The organism is Shigella sp. FC1567 (genome assembly GCF_001743015.1).
Taxonomy (GTDB): Bacteria; Pseudomonadota; Gammaproteobacteria; order Enterobacterales; family Enterobacteriaceae; genus Escherichia; species Escherichia coli.
On record NZ_MIIV01000502.1, the window covers coordinates 44,249 to 65,154 of the forward strand.

The window sequence follows — 20,906 nt, forward strand, 5'->3', positions numbered from 1 at the left end:
TAAAAATTGGGGGAGGTGCCTATGCTCAATCAAGAACTGGAACTCAGTTTAAATATGGCTTTCGCCAGAGCGCGCGAGCACCGTCATGAGTTTATGACCGTCGAGCACTTGTTACTGGCGCTGCTCAGTAACCCATCTGCCCGGGAGGCGCTGGAAGCGTGTTCTGTGGATTTGGTTGCGCTCCGTCAGGAACTGGAAGCCTTTATTGAACAAACCACACCCGTTCTGCCTGCCAGTGAAGAGGAGCGCGACACACAGCCGACGCTGAGTTTTCAGCGTGTACTGCAACGTGCGGTCTTCCATGTCCAGTCCTCCGGTCGCAATGAGGTAACCGGTGCAAACGTTCTGGTCGCTATCTTTAGCGAACAGGAGTCGCAGGCGGCATATCTGTTGCGTAAACATGAAGTCAGCCGTCTCGATGTGGTGAACTTTATCTCTCATGGCACGCGTAAAGACGAGCCGACACAGTCTTCTGATCCTGGCAGCCAGCCAAACAGCGAAGAACAAGCTGGTGGGGAGGAACGTATGGAGAATTTCACGACGAACCTGAATCAGCTTGCGCGCGTGGGCGGAATCGACCCACTGATTGGTCGTGAGAAGGAGCTGGAGCGTGCTATTCAGGTTCTCTGCCGTCGCCGTAAAAACAACCCGCTGCTGGTGGGGGAATCTGGTGTCGGTAAAACCGCGATTGCGGAAGGTCTTGCCTGGCGAATTGTTCAGGGCGATGTGCCGGAAGTGATGGCTGACTGTACGATTTACTCTCTCGATATCGGTTCTCTGTTAGCGGGCACTAAATATCGCGGCGACTTTGAAAAACGTTTTAAAGCGTTGCTCAAGCAGCTGGAGCAGGACACTAACAGCATCCTGTTTATTGATGAGATCCACACCATTATCGGTGCGGGTGCAGCGTCTGGTGGCCAGGTCGATGCGGCTAACCTGATCAAACCGTTGCTCTCCAGCGGTAAAATTCGCGTAATTGGTTCGACAACCTATCAGGAGTTCAGCAACATTTTCGAGAAAGACCGTGCTCTGGCGCGTCGCTTCCAGAAAATTGATATTACTGAACCGTCGATCGAAGAAACTGTTCAAATCATCAATGGCCTGAAACCGAAGTATGAAGCGCACCACGACGTGCGTTATACCGCAAAAGCGGTGCGTGCAGCGGTAGAGCTGGCGGTGAAATACATTAACGATCGTCATCTGCCGGATAAAGCCATTGACGTTATCGACGAAGCGGGCGCTCGCGCACGCCTGATGCCGGTAAGCAAACGCAAGAAAACCGTTAATGTGGCGGATATTGAGTCCGTGGTGGCCCGTATTGCGCGCATTCCAGAGAAGAGTGTTTCTCAGAGTGACCGCGATACCCTGAAAAACCTCGCGATCGCCTGAAAATGCTGGTCTTCGGTCAGGATAAAGCCATTGAGGCGCTGACTGAAGCCATTAAGATGGCGCGTGCAGGTTTAGGTCACGAACATAAACCGGTTGGTTCGTTCCTGTTTGCCGGCCCTACCGGGGTCGGGAAAACAGAGGTGACGGTACAGCTTTCGAAAGCGTTGGGCATTGAGCTGCTGCGCTTTGATATGTCCGAGTATATGGAACGCCATACCGTCAGCCGTCTGATTGGTGCGCCTCCGGGATACGTTGGTTTTGATCAGGGAGGTTTGCTGACTGATGCGGTCATCAAGCATCCACATGCGGTGCTGTTGCTGGACGAAATCGAGAAAGCGCATCCGGACGTGTTCAATATTCTGTTGCAGGTGATGGACAACGGTACGCTGACCGATAACAACGGACGCAAAGCGGACTTCCGTAACGTGGTGCTGGTGATGACCACCAACGCCGGGGTACGTGAAACTGAGCGTAAATCCATTGGTCTTATCCACCAGGATAACAGCACCGATGCGATGGAAGAGATCAAGAAGATCTTTACACCGGAATTCCGTAACCGTCTCGACAACATTATCTGGTTCGATCATCTGTCAACTGACGTGATCCATCAGGTGGTGGATAAATTCATCGTCGAGTTGCAGGTTCAGCTGGATCAGAAAGGTGTTTCTCTGGAAGTGAGCCAGGAAGCGCGTAACTGGCTGGCCGAGAAAGGTTACGACCGGGCAATGGGCGCACGTCCGATGGCGCGTGTCATCCAGGACAACCTGAAAAAAACGCTCGCCAACGAACTGCTGTTTGGTTCGCTGGTGGACGGCGGTCAGGTCACCGTCGCGCTGGATAAAGAGAAAAATGAGCTGACTTACGGATTCCAGAGTGCACAAAAGCACAAGGCGGAAGCAGCGCATTAATCTGATTGTTAGGTAGGTTGGTCAAGTCCGTAATCTCGAAAGAGGTTACGGACTTTTTGTTTATGGGGTGGAGGAGGTTCAGACCCTTTTTTTAATGATGATGGTAAGTTGTTGATAATTAGTGCTGCGGGAAGGTAAGGATAAAAAAGGGTGCTGCAGGAGAATGGGATGGTTTTGCTTTATTTACAACGGGCTAAACGTGTAGTATTTGAGTTCACTGCCGTACAGGCAGCTTAGAAATTCACAGGTAACATACTCCACCCGCCCACCATGTTCACTGCCGTACAGACAGATAAAATGCGAAAAAAAAGCTCGCACTTTCGTACGAGCTCTTCTTTAAATATGGCGGTGAGGGGGGGATTCGAACCCCCGATACGTTGCCGTATACACACTTTCCAGGCGTGCTCCTTCAGCCACTCGGACACCTCACCAAATTGTTTTGCTACCAAACCTCATGGGTGGCAACGGGGCGCTACTATAGGGAGTTGGAGTAAAACGGTCAAGAAGAATTTTAATGATAATTATTGTTTGCTCATACTGTAAACAAGTTGTGCAGTATATCTACATCGAGACAAGTTACGGACTTATACTTCCAAAGTACTTCATACATATCACAAAATAAAAAGGCCGGTTAAACCGACCTTTTACTCGTTCTTTCTCTTCGCCCATCAGGCGGTAAAACAATCAGCGACTACGGAAGACAATGCGGCCTTTGCTCAGGTCGTACGGGGTCAGTTCAACAGTCACTTTGTCGCCCGTCAGGATGCGGATGTAGTTTTTGCGCATTTTACCGGAGATGTGTGCAGTAACCACGTGACCGTTTTCTAACTCTACGCGGAACATGGTATTAGGCAACGTTTCAAGAACGGTACCTTGCATTTCAATATTGTCTTCTTTGGCCATCTAATCCTCTGGGGTATCACTACCGTAATTTGAACCGGCAAGATAATGCCGAAGTTCTGTAAATAAGTAAAGATTTGCGCGCTAAATCGCAACAAACAGGTTCGGCACATTACTCCGAAAACACACGGCTAAGCCGCACCAAAAGCGCAACGTATAAGGGAGCGGTGAGATAAACGATGGGCGTTACCTGACGCGAAAAATTCCTTATCGGCAGCGGGGTAATGAGCGTAACCAACTCTGCGACCGCAATTATAACACTCTGGGGAGAAATGTGCCGAAAACATTCATTCTTGTGGTGAAAACAAGCATCGTGGTACCCAGAAATTATTCGGCAATCGTCCGAGGCGCATTTGATTGAGATAATTAAGGTAATCCCGGCGGGGAATTTCGCAGGCACCAAGCGATGCTGTGTGATCGTTAAGGACCTGGCAGTCGATAAGCTTACCGCCATGACCGATAAATTCCTTACAGAATACCAGAAGCGCCGTTTTAGACGCATTTTCCATCCGGCTGAACATGGACTCGCCACAAAATAGCGTTCCCTGGGCCACGCCGTACATACCGCCGACAAGCTCATCTTCACGCCAGACTTCAATGGAGTGGGCATGGCCGAGTTCGTGAAGGCGATGGTAGGCTTCGACCACGCCACGCGTGATCCAGGTTCCTTCTTCGCGATCGCTGGCACAGCCTTCAATGACCTGACCAAAAGCGTAATTCATCGTGACACGATAGGGCGAGCGTTTATGAAATCGCTTCATACTACGGCTGATATGCAGTGATTCTGGCCATAGCACCGCGCGGGGATCGGGCGACCACCAGAGGATGGGGTCGCCTGGAGAAAACCACGGAAAAATACCACGCTGGTAAGCCATTAACAGGCGCGCAGGGCTAAGATCGCCCCCAAGTGCCAGCAGGCCGTTAGGCTCACGTAATGCGCCTTCCGGGGAAGGGAAGGCTATTGAATGGCGAGAAAGCTGAACCAGGCGCATGACCGCAAAACTCCACGCAAGTCGGATCGTTCAATAATAGCTTACAAACCCTGCTTGAACTGGTAATAACGCCCCTGTCTGGCAAGCAGCTCTGCGTGAGTACCTTGCTCAATAATTTGCCCGTTGTCCATCACTATTATTTGTTGGAAACGAGAGAGTCCGCGAAGTCGATGGGTGACCATTAACACCGTTTTCTCACGCATCATTTCTGCAAGCAATTCAAGGATCTGGCTTTCGGTTGTGGCATCTAAGCCTTCGGTAGGTTCATCCAGCAACACCAGTGGCGCATCATGTAACAGCGCACGGGTGATAGCCAGACGGCGCAGTTCACCACCGGAGAGCTGGCGTCCGCCTTCACCTAACCAACTGTTGAGACCTGCATCCTCGAGCAGCTTCTCCAGACCAACGCGACGCAAGCTCTCCGCCAGAGCCTCATCACTACTGCCAGGCGAGGCGAGTAACAGATTATCACGCAGCGTGGCGCTAAACAGATGCACTCGCTGAGGAACAACGCTGATGGTCTGTCGTAGAGCCGCTTCATTCAGGCTGGCTATGGGGCTATCGTTAAGCAAAATCTCGCCCTGTTGCGGGTCCCAAGCGCGGGTCAGCAGTTGTAACAGTGTTGATTTGCCGCATCCGGTTCGCCCGAGAATCGCAATATGTTCCCCGGCGTTTACCTGAAGAGAAATCCCTTTAAGTGCCTGTTGGGATTGCTCCGGATAAGTGAACTGAACATCCCGTAATGTCAGCGAAACGCGATCGGCAACACGAGTTTGGGTATCAGGGAAGGTGACTTCCGGTTTTTGATCCGTTAAATCAGTGATCCGAACGGCAGAGGCAATGACTTGCCCCAGATGCTGAAATGCACCCGTTACTGGTGCCAGTGCTTCAAACGCGGCTAACGCGCAGAAGACAAACAGGGCAATTAACGCGCCGGGTTGAGCATTGCCGCCAACGCCGCCAGACGCCATCCACAGCATCAGGATCACCGCTAACGCGCCAATGAGCAGCATTATCGCTTGCGACAATGCGGTCAGTTCAGATTGACGGCGTTGCGCTTCCAGCCATTGAATTTCTGTATTCTCTAGTTGCGTGCGATAACGATCGCTGGCACCAAAAATGGTCAGCTCAGCTTGCCCTTGCAGCCAGGCCGTCAGTTGTTGGCGATACTGTCCGCGAAGATGAGTCAGATTTTGCCCGGTGCTTTTTCCCGCACGATAAAACAGCGGTGGCATCAGGAAAAGCGTCAGTAACATAATGCCGCCCAGCGTAAAGGCGAGGGTGAAATCAAGGAAACTTAACCCGATTGTCACCATCATAATCACCACAAAAGCGCCCACCAGCGGCGAGATAACGCGCAGGTAAAGATGATCGAGCGTATCAACATCCGCCACCACGCGATTGAGCAATTCGCCCTGACGATAGCGCGCCAGTCCGGCAGGGGAGAGGGGCAACAATTTGCTGAAGGTGTAAATGCGCAGATGCTGCAACACGCGGAAAGTCGCGTCGTGACTTACCAGACGTTCAAAATAACGCCCGGCAGTACGGGTGATTGCGGCACCACGCACGCCCGCAGCGGGTAGCATATAGTTGAAGCTGTACAGTCCGGCAACCCCCGCAACCGCTGAGGCCGAGAGGAACCAGCCGGAAAGTGTCAACAGTCCGATACTGGCGAGCAGCGTCACAATTGCCAGCACAATACCAAGACTTAACATCCATTTATGACGTTTATACAGTGCTAGATAGGGTAGCAAAGCGCGCATTTAAATCTCCTCCTGACGATGGGCCAGTAATGTGGCGAATGGGCCACCAGCCACACTTAATTCCGCGTAACGTCCTTGCTCAATAATCCGGCCATCCTGCATAACCCAAATGACATCCCAGTCAGCAAGATCTTCTAACTGGTGGGTGACCATTAACGTTGTCTGGCGCAGAGAGGCGGCATTCAGCGCCTCCATTACGCGCTGTTCACTGTGAGCATCAAGGCTGGCAGCGGGTTCATCCAACAGTAATAGCGAACAGGGATTTAGTAACGCACGGGCCACCGCCACGCGCTGCGCCTGCCCCACGGAAAGGCGGGCAGCCTGGTCGCCAACAGGCGTATCAACGCCTTGTGGCAGGAGCGGTAGAAACTCGCTGACCCAGGCGTTATCCAGCGCTGCTTGTAATTCATGTTCGCTGGCATCAGGTCGCGCCAGTAGTACGTTATCCCGTAATGTTGCTGCCGGTAATTGTGGATTTTGCCCAACCCAGGAGAGATGTTTACGCCATGATTCTGGTGATAAATCGCGTAATTCTATCCCGTTGATTCGTAGCGATCCCTGATATGAGAGAAAACCAGAAAGCGCGTTCAACAGTGAACTTTTACCTGAACCGCTGCGACCAACCAACACGGCACGTTGGCCTGCTGGCAAAGTAAAGTTCAGCGGTCCGGCCAGCGTTTTACCTTCCGGCGACGTGATAAACAGATCCTCGGCCTCAATGGTCACCGGATCGGTCGATGCTAATTCCACCTCGCCACACTGCGGATGGGCGAGCGGGGTTTCCATAAACGTTTTCAGACTGTCAGCTGCACCAACAGCCTGGGCTTTAGCATGATAAAACGTACCGAGATCGCGTAATGGCTGGAAAAACTCTGGCGCAAGGATCAGGGCCAGAAAACCCGCAGCCAGCGTCACGCCAGTATCGTAGTGACCAAAATCCAGCTCGCCAAGATAGGAAAAACCAAAGTAGACCGCCACCAGAGCAATTGACAGCGAGGTAAAAAATTCGAGAATGCCGGAGGATAAAAATGCCAGCCGTAGCACTTCCATTGTCCGTTGGCGGAAATCTTCCGAAGCAGAACGAATACTTTCAATTTCAGCTTCACCACGACCAAAAATACGCAATGTTTCCATGCCGCGCAGGCGATCGAGGAAATGCCCACTTAAGCGAGCAAGAGCGAGAAAGTTACGTCGGTTAGCATCGGCAGCCCCCATTCCAACCAGCGCCATAAACAACGGAATTAACGGTGCAGTGCCCAGCAGAATGAGCGCCGCAGCCCAGTTTGAGGGGAAGATTGCCACCACAATCAGCAACGGCACCGACACTGCCAGCGCCATTTGCGGCAGGTAGCGTGCATAGTAATCATGCATATCGTCAATTTGCTCGAGTACCAGCGTCGCCCAGCTCCCCGCAGGTTTACCCTGAATCCACGCTGGCCCTGCTTGTTGCAGACGGTCGAGAACCTGCCGGCGGATGGCAAAGCGGATATGCTGCCCGGCGTGATAACCCACCCGTTCGCGTAACCAGACCACCCATGCGCGCAGTACAAAGGTCAGAACCAGTAACGTAAAGGGAAGCAGCAGGGCTTCACGGGGAATATTCTCCATAATCATATGTTGCAGAATTCGCGCCATGAACCAGGCCTGGGCAATGATCAATATGCCGCTCACAAAGCCCAGCAGACGAGAAATATTCAGCCAACGTTGGGAGATGACGCTTTGCTGTTTTAACCAGCGGGTTAACTCTTTTTGACGAGATTTATTCATTGCACGCTTAGCAGGTGAGTTATCAGAATTATTTGCAGAGCAATGTTACAACGGGGAAAAAATAAAGGCGACCCATAGTCGCAAGGTGTCGCCTTCTTTACTTTTGTTACTGATTTGTAAAATTATTTTGCGTCAGCTAAACCATCGAGGTAGCGTTCCGCATCAAGTGCTGCCATGCAGCCTGTACCGGCCGAAGTAATGGCCTGACGATAAATATGATCCATCACGTCACCCGCGGCAAAGACGCCAGGAATGCTGGTCTGGGTGGCATTACCATGAATACCCGACTGTACTTTGATGTAGCCGTTTTCCAGTTCCAGCTGCCCTTCGAAAATGGCAGTATTCGGGCTGTGACCGATAGCAACAAACAGACCGGCAACGTCGAGTGATTCGATGTTATCGCTGTTTTGCGTATCGCGCAGACGAACGCCAGTGACACCCATTTGATCGCCGGTCACTTCTTCCAGCGTCCGGTTGGTGTGCAGAATGATGTTGCCGTTCTCCACTTTATCCATCAGACGCTTAATGAGGATTTTTTCCGCGCGGAAACCGTCACGGCGGTGAATCAGATGTACTTCCGAAGCGATGTTAGACAGATACAACGCCTCTTCAACCGCGGTATTGCCGCCGCCGATGACCGCAACTTTCTGGTTGCGATAGAAGAAACCGTCGCAGGTTGCACAAGCAGAAACCCCACGGCCTTTAAAGGCTTCTTCAGAGGGCAGGCCGAGATAGCGTGCAGAAGCTCCGGTGGCAATAATCAGCGCGTCGCAAGTGTATTCGCCGTTATCGCCATTCAGACGGAACGGACGGTTTTGCAGATCCACCTTGTTGATATGATCAAAAATGATTTCAGTTTCAAATTTGGTGGCATGTTCGTGCATGCGCTCCATTAATAACGGACCGGTCAGATCGTTTGGATCGCCAGGCCAGTTTTCCACTTCTGTGGTGGTGGTCAGTTGGCCGCCTTTTTCCATGCCGGTAATCAGCACAGGTTGCAGGTTGGCGCGCGCCGCATAGACAGCAGCGGTGTATCCCGCCGGGCCTGAACCCAGGATAAGCAGTTTACTGTGTTTGGTCGTGCCCATGAGATCCCCATAGTTGTTGGCAGACAATGGGCAGGATTGTAGGGAATTTACTGACGTAAAAAAAGAGTATGACGATTTTGTTAACAATTTGTGCAATCGGCAGCATCGATAAGCAGGTCAAATTCTCCCGTCATTATCACCTCTGCTACTTAAATTTCCCGCTTTATAAGCTGATTAAATGATGAATAAACGCCCCTGTTAATGAATATCTGGCATGTTGTACTAAAAATCGATGTTTTGCTTTGACAATCCCCTGGTGTTTTGCGAAAACATTCGAGGAAGAAAAAAAACAGTATTCTTATATGCGCATAACCATGCATGTAAATACCATGTTTACCGTGCTAGTGAAATCTACGTATGGCGTGGACAGACGCCATTCGTGATGTCGATAGCTGCCACAAGGCAACGGTCTTCTCACCGTAGACCCAGGCATTGCGCGCCGTGAATCTTCATGATTTCGGTCTATCGTGACGGGTAGCGACTCTGAACAGTGATGTTTCAGGGTCAGACAGGAGTAGGGAAGGAATACAGAGAGACAATAATAATGGTAGATAGCAAGAAGCGCCCTGGCAAAGATCTCGACCGTATCGATCGTAACATTCTTAATGAGTTGCAAAAGGATGGGCGTATTTCTAACGTCGAGCTTTCTAAACGTGTGGGACTTTCCCCAACGCCGTGCCTTGAGCGTGTGCGTCGGCTGGAAAGACAAGGGTTTATTCAGGGCTATACGGCGCTGCTTAACCCCCATTATCTGGATGCATCACTTCTGGTATTCGTTGAGATTACTCTGAATCGTGGCGCACCGGATGTGTTTGAACAATTCAATACCGCTGTACAAAAACTTGAAGAAATTCAGGAGTGTCATTTAGTATCTGGTGATTTCGACTACCTGTTGAAAACACGCGTGCCGGATATGTCAGCTTACCGTAAGTTGCTGGGGGAAACCCTGCTGCGTCTGCCTGGCGTCAATGACACACGGACATACGTTGTTATGGAAGAAGTCAAGCAGAGTAATCGTCTGGTTATTAAGACGCGCTAACACGGAACAGGTGCAAAATCGGCGTATTTTGATTACACTCCTGTTAATCCATACAGCAACAGTACTGGGGTAACCTGGTACTGTTGTCCGTTTTAGCATCGGGCAGGAAAAGCCTGTAACCTGGAGAGCCTTTCTTGAGCCAGGAATACACTGAAGACAAAGAAGTCACATTGACAAAGTTAAGTAGCGGCCGTCGCCTTCTGGAAGCGTTGCTGATCCTTATTGTCCTGTTTGCCGTCTGGTTGATGGCTGCCTTACTAAGCTTTAACCCTTCGGACCCCAGCTGGTCGCAAACGGCCTGGCATGAACCTATCCATAATTTAGGTGGGATGCCCGGTGCGTGGCTGGCAGATACGCTGTTCTTTATTTTTGGCGTGATGGCTTACACCATTCCCGTCATTATTGTCGGCGGTTGTTGGTTTGCCTGGCGTCATCAGTCCAGTGACGAATACATTGATTATTTTGCCGTTTCGTTACGCATCATTGGCGTTTTGGCGCTCATCCTTACCTCCTGTGGTCTGGCGGCAATCAACGCTGACGATATCTGGTATTTTGCCTCCGGTGGCGTCATTGGCAGCTTACTAAGCACTACGTTACAACCACTGCTACACAGTAGCGGGGGAACTATTGCGCTGCTCTGCGTTTGGGCTGCGGGCCTGACGCTGTTCACCGGTTGGTCATGGGTGACCATTGCTGAAAAACTCGGCGGCTGGATTTTAAACATTCTCACCTTCGCCAGTAATCGTACCCGTCGCGATGATACCTGGGTCGATGAAGATGAATATGAAGATGACGAAGAGTATGAAGATGAAAACCACGGCAAACAGCATGAATCACGCCGTGCCCGTATTCTTCGCGGCGCGCTAGCGCGTCGTAAACGGTTGGCGGAAAAATTCATTAATCCGATGGGGCGGCAAACAGACGCTGCGTTGTTCTCCGGTAAGCGGATGGATGATGAAGAAGAGATTATCTACACTGCACGCGGTGTGGCTGCCGACCCGGACGACGTCCTATTTTCGGGCAATCGTGCAACGCAGCCAGAATATGACGAATACGATCCATTATTAAACGGTGCGCCAATTACCGAACCTGTTGCTGTAGCAGCTGCTGCTACCACGGCGACACAAAGCTGGGCTGCGCCGGTTGAACCTGTGACCCAGACGCCGCCTGTTACTTCTGTTGATGTTCCACCTTCGCAACCTACAGTAGCCTGGCAGCCTGTACCGGGTCCACAAACGGGAGAGCCGGTTATTGCTCCTGCACCGGAAGGTTACCCACAGCAGCCACAATATGCGCAGCCTGCAGTGCAATATAATGAGCCGCTGCAACAACCTGTACAGCCACAGCAGCCGTATTATGCGCCTGCAGCTGAACAACCTGTGCAACAACCTTACTACGCTCCTGCGGCGGAACAACCTGTTCAGCAACCGTATTACGCAACTGCGCCGGAACAGCCTGCGCAACAGCCGTATTATGCCCCTGCGCCAGAACAACCGGTGGCAGGTAACGCCTGGCAAGCCGAAGAGCAGCAATCCACTTTTGCTCCACAGTCTACATACCAGACTGAGCAAACTTATCAGCAGCCAGCCGCTCAGGAGCCGTTGTACCAACAGCCGCAACCCGTTGAACAGCAGCCTGTTGTGGAGCCTGAACCCGTTGTAGAAGAGACAAAACCCGCGCGTCCGCCGCTTTACTATTTTGAAGAAGTGGAAGAGAAGCGAGCCCGTGAACGTGAACAACTTGCGGCCTGGTATCAACCGATTCCAGAACCGGTTAAAGAACCAGAACCGATCAAATCTTCGTTGAAAGCGCCTTCTGCTGCAGCAGTACCTCCAGTAGAAGCCGCTGCCGCTGTTTCTCCGCTGGCATCTGGCGTGAAAAAAGCGACACTGGCGACGGGGGCTGCCGCAACCGTTGCCGCGCCAGTCTTCAGTCTGGCAAATAGCGGTGGACCGCGTCCGCAAGTCAAAGAGGGAATTGGCCCGCAGTTGCCACGACCGAAACGTATTCGCGTGCCAACTCGTCGTGAACTGGCGTCTTACGGTATTAAGCTGCCCTCACAGCGTGCGGCGGAAGAGAAAGCCCGTGAAGCCCGGCGCAATCAGTATGATTCTGGCGATCAGTATAACGATGATGAAATCGATGCGATGCAGCAGGATGAACTGGCACGTCAGTTCGCCCAGACACAGCAGCAACGCTATGGCGAACAGTATCAACATGATGTGCCCGTAAACGCAGAAGATGCAGATGCTGCGGCAGAGGCTGAACTGGCTCGTCAGTTTGCGCAAACTCAACAACAACGTTATTCCGGCGAACAACCGGCTGGGGCGAATCCGTTCTCGCTGGATGATTTTGAATTTTCGCCAATGAAAGCGTTGCTGGATGATGGTCCACACGAACCGTTGTTTACGCCAATTGTTGAACCTGTACAGCAGCCGCAACAACTGGTTGCACCGCAGCAGCAGTATCAGCAGCCACAACAGCCGGTTGCGCCACAGCAGCAATATCAGCAGCCGCAACAGCCGGTTGCGCCGCAGCCGCAGTATCAGCAGCCACAACAGCAGGTTGCGCCGCAGCCACAATATCAGCAGCCGCAACAACCGGTTGCACCGCAGCAGCAGGATACCCTGCTTCATCCGCTGTTGATGCGTAATGGCGACAGCCGTCCGTTGCATAAACCGACGACGCCGCTGCCTTCTCTGGATTTGCTGACACCGCCGCCGAGCGAAGTGGAGCCGGTAGATACCTTTGTGCTTGAACAAATGGCTCGCCTGGTGGAAGCGCGTCTGGCTGATTTCCGTATTAAAGCCGATGTCGTCAATTACTCTCCGGGGCCGGTTATCACTCGCTTTGAACTTAACCTGGCTCCTGGCGTAAAAGCGGCGCGCATTTCTAACTTGTCACGGGACCTTGCCCGTTCACTTTCGACGGTGGCGGTGCGTGTCGTTGAAGTTATTCCTGGCAAACCCTATGTAGGTCTGGAGTTACCAAATAAAAAACGACAAACCGTTTATCTGCGCGAAGTTTTGGATAACGCCAAATTCCGCGATAATCCGTCGCCATTAACCGTGGTGCTGGGTAAAGATATCGCCGGTGAGCCGGTGGTTGCCGATCTGGCGAAAATGCCGCACTTGTTGGTTGCGGGGACTACCGGTTCCGGTAAATCTGTCGGTGTGAACGCGATGATCCTGAGCATGCTTTATAAAGCACAGCCAGAAGATGTGCGTTTCATCATGATCGACCCGAAAATGCTGGAGCTTTCGGTTTATGAAGGCATTCCGCATCTGTTAACGGAAGTCGTTACTGATATGAAAGATGCCGCCAACGCGCTGCGCTGGTGTGTTAACGAGATGGAGCGTCGTTATAAACTGATGTCTGCGCTGGGTGTGCGTAATCTGGCGGGTTATAACGAAAAAATTGCTGAAGCCGATCGCATGATGCGTCCGATTCCAGACCCGTACTGGAAGCCGGGTGACAGTATGGATGCCCAGCATCCGGTGCTGAAAAAAGAACCATACATTGTGGTGTTGGTTGACGAATTTGCCGACCTGATGATGACGGTAGGTAAAAAAGTGGAAGAGCTGATAGCACGTCTGGCGCAAAAAGCCCGTGCCGCGGGTATCCACCTCGTACTGGCAACTCAGCGTCCATCGGTTGATGTTATTACTGGTCTGATTAAAGCGAATATTCCGACCCGTATCGCCTTTACCGTATCCAGTAAGATTGACTCACGTACCATTCTTGATCAGGCTGGCGCGGAATCACTGCTGGGGATGGGGGATATGCTCTACTCTGGGCCGAACTCCACGTTGCCGGTACGTGTCCATGGTGCTTTTGTTCGCGATCAGGAAGTTCATGCCGTGGTGCAGGACTGGAAAGCGCGTGGTCGCCCACAGTATGTTGATGGCATCACTTCCGACAGTGAAAGCGAAGGTGGCGCGGGCGGTTTCGATGGCGCTGAAGAACTGGATCCGTTGTTCGATCAGGCGGTGCAGTTTGTCACTGAAAAACGCAAAGCGTCAATTTCTGGCGTACAGCGTCAGTTCCGCATTGGTTATAACCGTGCAGCGCGTATTATCGAACAGATGGAAGCGCAGGGGATTGTCAGCGAACAGGGGCACAACGGTAATCGTGAAGTGCTGGCCCCACCGCCGTTTGACTAATTAATGCATTGCCGGATAAGGCGCGGTAGCGTCGCATCCGGCACTCTATCAACTGAAAATTCAGTATTTTCTTTTTTCCTCAAGCTGATTATTAGCCTGGAATAGAGAGTAGAGGGAACTCCCGATCGGGAGTGACGTAATTTGAGGAATAATGATGAAAAAAATTGCCATCACCTGTGCATTACTCTCAAGCTTAGTAGCAAGCAGCGTTTGGGCTGATGCCGCAAGCGATCTGAAAAGCCGCCTGGATAAAGTCAGCAGCTTCCACGCCAGCTTCACACAAAAAGTGACTGACGGTAGCGGTGCGGCGGTGCAGGAAGGTCAGGGCGATCTGTGGGTGAAACGTCCAAACTTATTCAACTGGCATATGACACAACCTGATGAAAGCATTCTGGTTTCTGACGGTAAAACACTGTGGTTCTATAACCCGTTCGTTGAGCAAGCTACGGCAACTTGGCTGAAAGATGCCACCGGTAATACGCCGTTTATGCTGATTGCCCGCAACCAGTCCAGCGACTGGCAGCAGTACAATATCAAACAGAATGGCGATGACTTTGTCCTGACGCCGAAAGCCAGCAATGGCAATCTGAAGCAGTTCACCATTAACGTGGGACGTGATGGCACAATCCATCAGTTTAGCGCGGTGGAGCAGGACGATCAGCGCAGCAGTTATCAACTGAAATCCCAGCAAAATGGGGCTGTGGATGCAGCGAAATTTACCTTCACCCCGCCGCAAGGCGTCACGGTAGATGATCAACGTAAGTAGAGGCACCTGAGTGAGCAATCTGTCGCTCGATTTTTCGGATAATACTTTTCAACCTCTGGCCGCGCGTATGCGGCCAGAAAATTTAGCACAGTATATCGGCCAGCAACATTTGCTGGCTGCGGGGAAGCCGTTGCCGCGCGCTATCGAAGCCGGGCATCTGCATTCTATGATCCTCTGGGGGCCACCGGGTACCGGCAAAACAACTCTCGCTGAAGTGATTGCCCGCTATGCGAACGCTGATGTGGAACGTATTTCTGCCGTCACCTCTGGCGTGAAAGAGATTCGCGAGGCGATCGAGCGCGCCCGGCAAAACCGCAATGCAGGTCGCCGCACTATTCTTTTTGTTGACGAAGTTCACCGTTTCAACAAAAGCCAGCAGGATGCATTTCTGCCACATATTGAAGACGGCACCATCACTTTTATTGGCGCAACCACTGAAAACCCGTCGTTTGAGCTTAATTCGGCACTGCTTTCCCGTGCCCGTGTCTATCTGTTGAAATCCCTGAGTACAGAGGATATTGAGCAAGTACTAACTCAGGCGATGGAAGACAAAACCCGTGGCTATGGTGGTCAGGATATTGTTCTGCCAGATGAAACACGACGCGCCATTGCTGAACTGGTGAATGGCGACGCGCGCCGGGCGTTAAATACGCTGGAAATGATGGCGGATATGGCCGAAGTCGATGATAGCGGTAAGCGGGTCCTGAAGCCTGAATTACTGACCGAAATCGCAGGTGAACGTAGTGCCCGCTTTGATAACAAAGGTGATCGCTTTTACGATCTCATTTCCGCACTGCATAAATCGGTACGTGGTAGCGCACCCGATGCGGCGCTGTACTGGTATGCGCGAATTATTACTGCCGGTGGCGATCCGTTATATGTTGCGCGTCGCTGTCTGGCGATTGCGTCTGAAGATGTGGGTAATGCTGATCCACGAGCGATGCAGGTGGCAATTGCAGCCTGGGATTGCTTTACTCGCGTTGGCCCGGCGGAAGGTGAACGCGCCATTGCTCAGGCGATTGTTTACCTGGCCTGCGCGCCAAAAAGCAACGCTGTCTACACTGCGTTTAAAGCTGCGCTGGCGGATGCTCGCGAACGTCCGGATTATGACGTGCCGGTTCATTTGCGTAATGCGCCGACGAAATTAATGAAGGAAATGGGCTACGGGCAGGAATATCGTTACGCTCATGATGAAGCAAACGCTTATGCTGCCGGTGAGGTTTACTTCCCGCGGGAAATAGCACAAACACGCTATTATTTCCCGACAAACAGGGGCCTTGAAGGCAAGATTGGCGAAAAGCTCGCCTGGCTGGCTGAACAGGATCAAAATAGCCCCATAAAACGCTACCGTTAATGTTATCGTTGCGGTAATGTTGTTACTGTATCCCTGTGGTCGCAGGCTGTGGCCACATCTCCCATTTAATTCGATAAGCACAGGATAAGCATGCTCGATCCCAATCTGCTGCGTAATGAGCCAGACGCAGTCGCTGAAAAACTGGCACGCCGGGGCTTTAAGCTGGATGTAGATAAGCTGGGCGCTCTCGAAGAGCGTCGTAAAGTATTGCAGGTCAAAACGGAAAACCTGCAAGCGGAGCGTAACTCCCGATCGAAATCCATTGGCCAGGCGAAAGCGCGCGGGGAAGATATCGAGCCTTTACGTCTGGAAGTGAACAAACTGGGCGAAGAGCTGGATGCAGCAAAAGCCGAGCTGGATGCTTTACAGGCTGAAATTCGCGATATCGCGCTGACCATCCCTAACCTGCCTGCAGATGAAGTGCCGGTAGGTAAAGACGAAAATGACAACGTTGAAGTCAGCCGCTGGGGTACCCCGCGTGAGTTTGACTTTGAAGTTCGTGACCACGTGACGCTGGGTGAAATGCACTCTGGCCTCGACTTTGCAGCTGCAGTTAAGCTGACTGGTTCCCGCTTTGTGGTAATGAAAGGGCAGATTGCTCGCATGCACCGCGCACTGTCGCAGTTTATGCTGGATCTGCATACCGAACAGCATGGCTACAGTGAGAACTATGTTCCGTACCTGGTTAACCAGGACACGCTGTACGGTACGGGTCAGCTGCCGAAATTTGCTGGCGATCTGTTCCATACTCGTCCGCTGGAAGAAGAAGCAGACACCAGTAACTATGCGCTGATCCCAACGGCAGAAGTTCCGCTGACTAACCTGGTGCGCGGTGAAATCATCGATGAAGATGATCTGCCAATTAAGATGACCGCCCACACCCCATGCTTCCGTTCTGAAGCCGGTTCATATGGTCGTGACACCCGTGGTCTGATCCGTATGCACCAGTTCGACAAAGTTGAAATGGTGCAGATCGTGCGCCCGGAAGACTCAATGGCGGCGCTGGAAGAGATGACTGGTCATGCAGAAAAAGTCCTGCAGCTGCTGGGCCTGCCGTACCGTAAAATCATCCTTTGTACCGGCGACATGGGCTTTGGCGCTTGCAAAACCTATGACCTGGAAGTATGGATCCCGGCACAGAACACCTACCGTGAGATCTCTTCCTGCTCCAACGTTTGGGATTTCCAGGCACGTCGTATGCAGGCACGTTGCCGCAGCAAGTCGGACAAGAAAACCCGTCTGGTTCATACCCTGAACGGTTCTGGTCTGGCTGTTGGTCGTACGCTGGTTGCAGTAATGGAAAACTATCAGCAGGCTGATGGTCGTATTGAAGTACCAGAAGTTCTGCGTCCGTATATGAACGGACTGGAATATATTGGCTAATACCCAATTTTTCTGAATCTAAAAAGCGCCTGCGGGCGCTTTTTTTGTCTCCCTTTGATACCGAACAATAATTACTCCTCACTTACACGTAATACTACTTTCGAGTGAAAATCTACCTATCTCTTTGATTTTCAAATTATTCTATGTATACAAGCCTATATAGCGAGCTGCTATAGAAATAATTACACAATACGGTTTGTTACTGGAATCAATCGTGAGCAAGCTTGAGTGAGCCATTATGAAAACGAAAATCCCTGATGCGGTATTGGCTGCTGAGGTGAGTCGCCGTGGTTTGGTAAAAACGACAGCGATCGGCGGCCTGGCAATGGCCAGCAGCGCATTAACATTACCTTTTAGTCGGATTGCGCACGCTGTCGATAGCGCCATTCCAACAAAATCAGACGAAAAGGTTATCTGGAGCGCCTGTACAGTTAACTGTGGTAGTCGCTGCCCGCTACGTATGCACGTCGTGGACGGTGAAATCAAATATGTCGAAACGGACAATACCGGCGATGACAATTACGACGGCCTGCACTAGGTTCGCGCCTGCCTGCGTGGGCGTTCCATGCGTCGCCGTGTCTACAATCCGGACCGCCTGAAATATCCGATGAAACGAGTCGGGGCGCGCGGTGAAGGCAAATTCGAGCGCATTAGCTGGGAAGAAGCCTACGACATCATCGCGACCAATATGCAGCGCCTGATCAAAGAGTACGGCAACGAGTCTATCTATCTGAACTATGGCACCGGTACGCTGGGCGGCACCATGACCCGCTCCTGGCCGCCGGGAAATACCCTGGTCGCGCGGCTGATGAACTGCTGCGGCGGCTATCTGAACCATTACGGCGACTACTCCTCCGCGCAAATTGCGGAAGGTTTGAACTATACCTACGGCGGCTGGGCAGATGGCAACAGCCCGTCGGATATCGAAAACAGTAAGCTGGTAGTGCTGTTTGGTAATAACCCTGGCGAAACGCGAATGAGTGGCAGTGGGGTGACTTACTATCTTGAACAGGCACGCCAGAAATCTAATGCCCGCATGATCATCATCGATCCGCGCTATACCGACACCGGTGCCGGGCGCGAAGATGAGTGGATCCCTATTCGTCCGGGAACAGATGCCGCACTGGTTAACGGTCTGGCGTACGTCATGATCACTGAAAACCTGGTGGATCAGGCATTCCTCGATAAATATTGCGTTGGCTACGATGAGAAAACCCTGCCAGCCAGTGCGCCGAAAAATGGCCACTATAAAGCTTATATTCTGGGTGAAGGGCCAGATGGCGTGGCTAAAACACCGGAATGGGCCTCACAAATCACCGGTGTTCCGGCAGACAAAATCATCAAACTGGCTCGTGAAATCGGCAGTACCAAACCGGCGTTTATCAGCCAGGGATGGGGCCCGCAGCGTCACGCTAACGGTGAAATCGCAACCCGTGCTATCTCGATGCTGGCGATTCTGACCGGTAACGTTGGTATTAACGGAGGCAACAGCGGCGCGCGTGAAGGTTCATACAGCTTACCGTTTGTCCGTATGCCGACCTTGGAAAACCCGATCCAGACCAGCATTTCGATGTTTATGTGGACCGATGCCATTGAACGTGGCCCGGAAATGACGGCGCTGCGTGATGGTGTACGCGGGAAAGATAAGCTGGATGTGCCGATCAAAATGATCTGGAACTATGCCGGTAACTGCCTGATTAACCAGCATTCTGAAATCAACCGTACCCATGAAATCCTTCAGGATGATAAGAAGTGCGAGCTGATTGTGGTTATCGACTGCCACATGACCTCATCGGCGAAATATGCTGACATCCTGCTGCCTGACTGCACCGCTTCCGAACAGATGGACTTTGCGCTGAATGCATCCTGCGGGAATATGTCTTACGTGATTTTCAACGATCAGGTGATTAAACCGCGCTTTGAATGTAAGACCATCTATGAAATGACCAGCGAACTGGCAAAACGTCTTGGCGTTGAGCAACAGTTTACTGAAGGCCGTACACAGGAAGAGTGGATGCGGCATCTGTATGCCCAGTCGCGGGAAGCGATTCCTGAACTACCAACGTTTGAAGAGTTCCGCAAGCAGGGGATCTTTAAAAAGCGCGACCCACAAGGGCACCACGTTGCTTATAAAGCTTTCCGTGAAGATCCTCAGGCAAATTCACTGACCACGCCATCGGGCAAAATTGAGATTTATTCGCAGGCGCTGGCTGACATTGCCGCTACCTGGGAATTGCCAGAAGGAGATGTGATCGATCCACTGCCGATCTACACGCCGGGCTTTGAAAGTTATCAGGATCCGTTGAACAAACAGTATCCGCTGCAGCTTACGGGTTTCCACTATAAATCTCGCGTTCACTCAACTTACGGCGACGTTGATGTGCTGAAAGCAGCTTGCCGTCAGGAAATGTGGATCAACCCGCTTGATGCGCAAAAACGCGGTATCAACAACGGCGATAAAGTCAGGATCTTTAACGATCTTGGTGAGGTTCATATTGAGGCGAAAGTGACGCCACGAATGATGCCGGGTGTGGTCGCACTGGGTGAAGGTGCCTGGTATGACCCGGATACAAAACGTGTCGATAAGGGCGGTTGTATCAACGTACTGACCACTCAACGTCCGTCTCCTCTCGCTAAGGGGAATCCGTCACATACAAACCTTGTTCAGGTTGAAAAGGTGTAAGGAGTAACCGATGACAACCCAGTATGGATTTTTTATTGATTCCAGCCGTTGCACCGGTTGCAAAACCTGCGAGCTGGCCTGTAAAGACTACAAAGATTTGACGCCAGAAGTCAGCTTCCGCCGCATTTATGAATATGCTGGCGGCGACTGGCAGGAAGATAACGGTGTCTGGCACCAGAACGTGTTTGCCTACTATCTGTCGATTTCATGTAACCACTGCGAAGATCCGGCTTGTACTAAAGTCTGCCCGAGCGGTGCGATGCATAAACGTGAAGATGGTTTTGTTGTGGTCGATGAAGATGTGTGCATTGGCTGCCGCTACTGCCATATGGCTTGCCCGTATGGCGCACTGAACCGCCCCGGGAATCCTGGAGACTAAACTCCCTGAGAAAGAGGTAAACAGGATGACTAAAAATACTCGTTTTTCCCCCGAAGTCCGTCAGAGGGCGATTCGTATGGTTCTGGAAAGTCAGGGCGAATATGACTCACAGTGGGCGGCAATTTGTTCCATTGCCCCAAAGATTGGCTGTACACCGGAGACTCTGCGTGTCTGGGTACGCCAGCATGAGCGGGATACCGGAGGCGGTGATGGCGGGCTCACCACCGCTGAACGTCAGCGTCTGAAAGAGCTGGAACGTGAAAATCGTGAACTGCGCCGCAGTAACGATATCCTTCGCCAGGCTTCCGCTTATTTTGCGAAGGCGGAGTTCG

Annotated in this window: 11 protein-coding genes, 1 tRNA gene and 3 pseudogenes; 9 read left to right on the forward strand and 6 right to left on the reverse strand. The window is 51.8% G+C overall.

The genetic code is table 11. The features are described from left to right. Nucleotides 1–21: 21 nt before the first annotated feature. A pseudogene (clpA, locus tag BHE85_RS21490) lies at nucleotides 22–2,297 on the forward strand (ATP-dependent Clp protease ATP-binding subunit ClpA). Nucleotides 2,298–2,640: 343 nt separating this feature from the next. On the opposite strand, the gene BHE85_RS21500 reads toward clpA, so the two are convergent. The 6 genes from BHE85_RS21500 to trxB form a co-directional block, all read right to left on the reverse strand. Continuing rightward, nucleotides 2,641–2,728 (reverse strand) — tRNA-Ser (locus BHE85_RS21500). A 253-nt stretch (nucleotides 2,729–2,981) separates the two neighbouring features. Continuing rightward, a complete protein-coding gene (gene infA / locus BHE85_RS21505; protein ID WP_001040187.1) occupies nucleotides 2,982–3,200 on the reverse strand; it encodes a translation initiation factor IF-1 in 219 nt (72 codons plus the stop codon). Between the two features lie 284 nt (nucleotides 3,201–3,484). After that, entirely contained in the window at nucleotides 3,485–4,189 is a 705-nt protein-coding gene (aat, locus tag BHE85_RS21510) for a leucyl/phenylalanyl-tRNA--protein transferase (protein WP_039064028.1), read from the reverse strand. 41 nt (nucleotides 4,190–4,230) lie between these two features. After that, complete coding sequence (cydC, locus tag BHE85_RS21515) at nucleotides 4,231–5,952, reverse strand: heme ABC transporter ATP-binding protein/permease CydC (protein ID WP_039064029.1); 1,722 nt, start codon at nucleotides 5,950–5,952, stop codon at nucleotides 4,231–4,233. Continuing rightward, a complete protein-coding gene (cydD, locus tag BHE85_RS21520; protein WP_001043572.1) occupies nucleotides 5,953–7,719 on the reverse strand; it encodes a heme ABC transporter permease/ATP-binding protein CydD in 1,767 nt (588 codons plus the stop codon). It abuts the gene before it with no gap. A 122-nt stretch (nucleotides 7,720–7,841) separates the two neighbouring features. Further along, nucleotides 7,842–8,807, reverse strand: a complete 966-nt coding sequence (gene trxB, locus BHE85_RS21525; RefSeq protein WP_000537418.1) for a thioredoxin-disulfide reductase — start codon at nucleotides 8,805–8,807, stop codon at nucleotides 7,842–7,844. A gap of 544 nt (nucleotides 8,808–9,351) precedes the next feature. Here trxB and lrp point away from each other — a divergent pair. From lrp to BHE85_RS21565, 8 genes and pseudogenes are all read left to right on the forward strand, one after another. Continuing rightward, a complete protein-coding gene (gene lrp, locus BHE85_RS21530; protein ID WP_000228473.1) occupies nucleotides 9,352–9,846 on the forward strand; it encodes a leucine-responsive transcriptional regulator Lrp in 495 nt (164 codons plus the stop codon). Between the two features lie 134 nt (nucleotides 9,847–9,980). Continuing rightward, nucleotides 9,981–14,009: a DNA translocase FtsK gene (locus BHE85_RS21535; RefSeq protein ID WP_039064030.1), complete on the forward strand. Its 4,029-nt coding sequence runs from the start codon at nucleotides 9,981–9,983 to the stop codon at nucleotides 14,007–14,009. 154 nt (nucleotides 14,010–14,163) lie between these two features. Next, the gene (lolA, locus tag BHE85_RS21540) at nucleotides 14,164–14,775 is read left to right on the forward strand and encodes an outer membrane lipoprotein chaperone LolA (protein WP_001295343.1); all 612 of its coding nucleotides are present in this window, start codon (nucleotides 14,164–14,166) and stop codon (nucleotides 14,773–14,775) included. A 10-nt stretch (nucleotides 14,776–14,785) separates the two neighbouring features. After that, nucleotides 14,786–16,129 (forward strand): replication-associated recombination protein RarA, encoded by a 1,344-nt coding sequence (gene rarA / locus BHE85_RS21545; RefSeq protein ID WP_000067756.1) that lies wholly within the window; start codon nucleotides 14,786–14,788, stop codon nucleotides 16,127–16,129. Between the two features lie 90 nt (nucleotides 16,130–16,219). Further along, nucleotides 16,220–17,512 (forward strand): serine--tRNA ligase, encoded by a 1,293-nt coding sequence (serS, locus tag BHE85_RS21550; RefSeq protein ID WP_000886683.1) that lies wholly within the window; start codon nucleotides 16,220–16,222, stop codon nucleotides 17,510–17,512. A 238-nt stretch (nucleotides 17,513–17,750) separates the two neighbouring features. Continuing rightward, nucleotides 17,751–20,195, forward strand: a pseudogene (gene dmsA / locus BHE85_RS21555) (dimethylsulfoxide reductase subunit A). A gap of 10 nt (nucleotides 20,196–20,205) precedes the next feature. Continuing rightward, a pseudogene (gene dmsB, locus BHE85_RS21560) lies at nucleotides 20,206–20,544 on the forward strand (dimethylsulfoxide reductase iron-sulfur subunit DmsB); the annotation flags it as partial. Nucleotides 20,545–20,599: 55 nt separating this feature from the next. Continuing rightward, the coding region (locus tag BHE85_RS21565) for a transposase (protein WP_032219445.1) at nucleotides 20,600–20,906 on the forward strand (307 nt) is incomplete at its 3' end.

What these genes read in the sequence shown, in the direction of transcription:
- infA (WP_001040187.1), bottom strand. Translation starts at nt 3,200, where the DNA reads ATGGCCAAAGAAGACAATATTGAAATGCAAGGTACCGTTCTTGAAACG.
- aat (WP_039064028.1), bottom strand. Translation starts at nt 4,189, where the DNA reads ATGCGCCTGGTTCAGCTTTCTCGCCATTCAATAGCCTTCCCTTCCCCG.
- cydC (WP_039064029.1), bottom strand. Translation starts at nt 5,952, where the DNA reads ATGCGCGCTTTGCTACCCTATCTAGCACTGTATAAACGTCATAAATGG.
- cydD (WP_001043572.1), bottom strand. Translation starts at nt 7,719, where the DNA reads ATGAATAAATCTCGTCAAAAAGAGTTAACCCGCTGGTTAAAACAGCAA.
- trxB (WP_000537418.1), bottom strand. Translation starts at nt 8,807, where the DNA reads ATGGGCACGACCAAACACAGTAAACTGCTTATCCTGGGTTCAGGCCCG.
- lrp (WP_000228473.1), top strand. Translation starts at nt 9,352, where the DNA reads ATGGTAGATAGCAAGAAGCGCCCTGGCAAAGATCTCGACCGTATCGAT.
- lolA (WP_001295343.1), top strand. Translation starts at nt 14,164, where the DNA reads ATGAAAAAAATTGCCATCACCTGTGCATTACTCTCAAGCTTAGTAGCA.
- serS (WP_000886683.1), top strand. Translation starts at nt 16,220, where the DNA reads ATGCTCGATCCCAATCTGCTGCGTAATGAGCCAGACGCAGTCGCTGAA.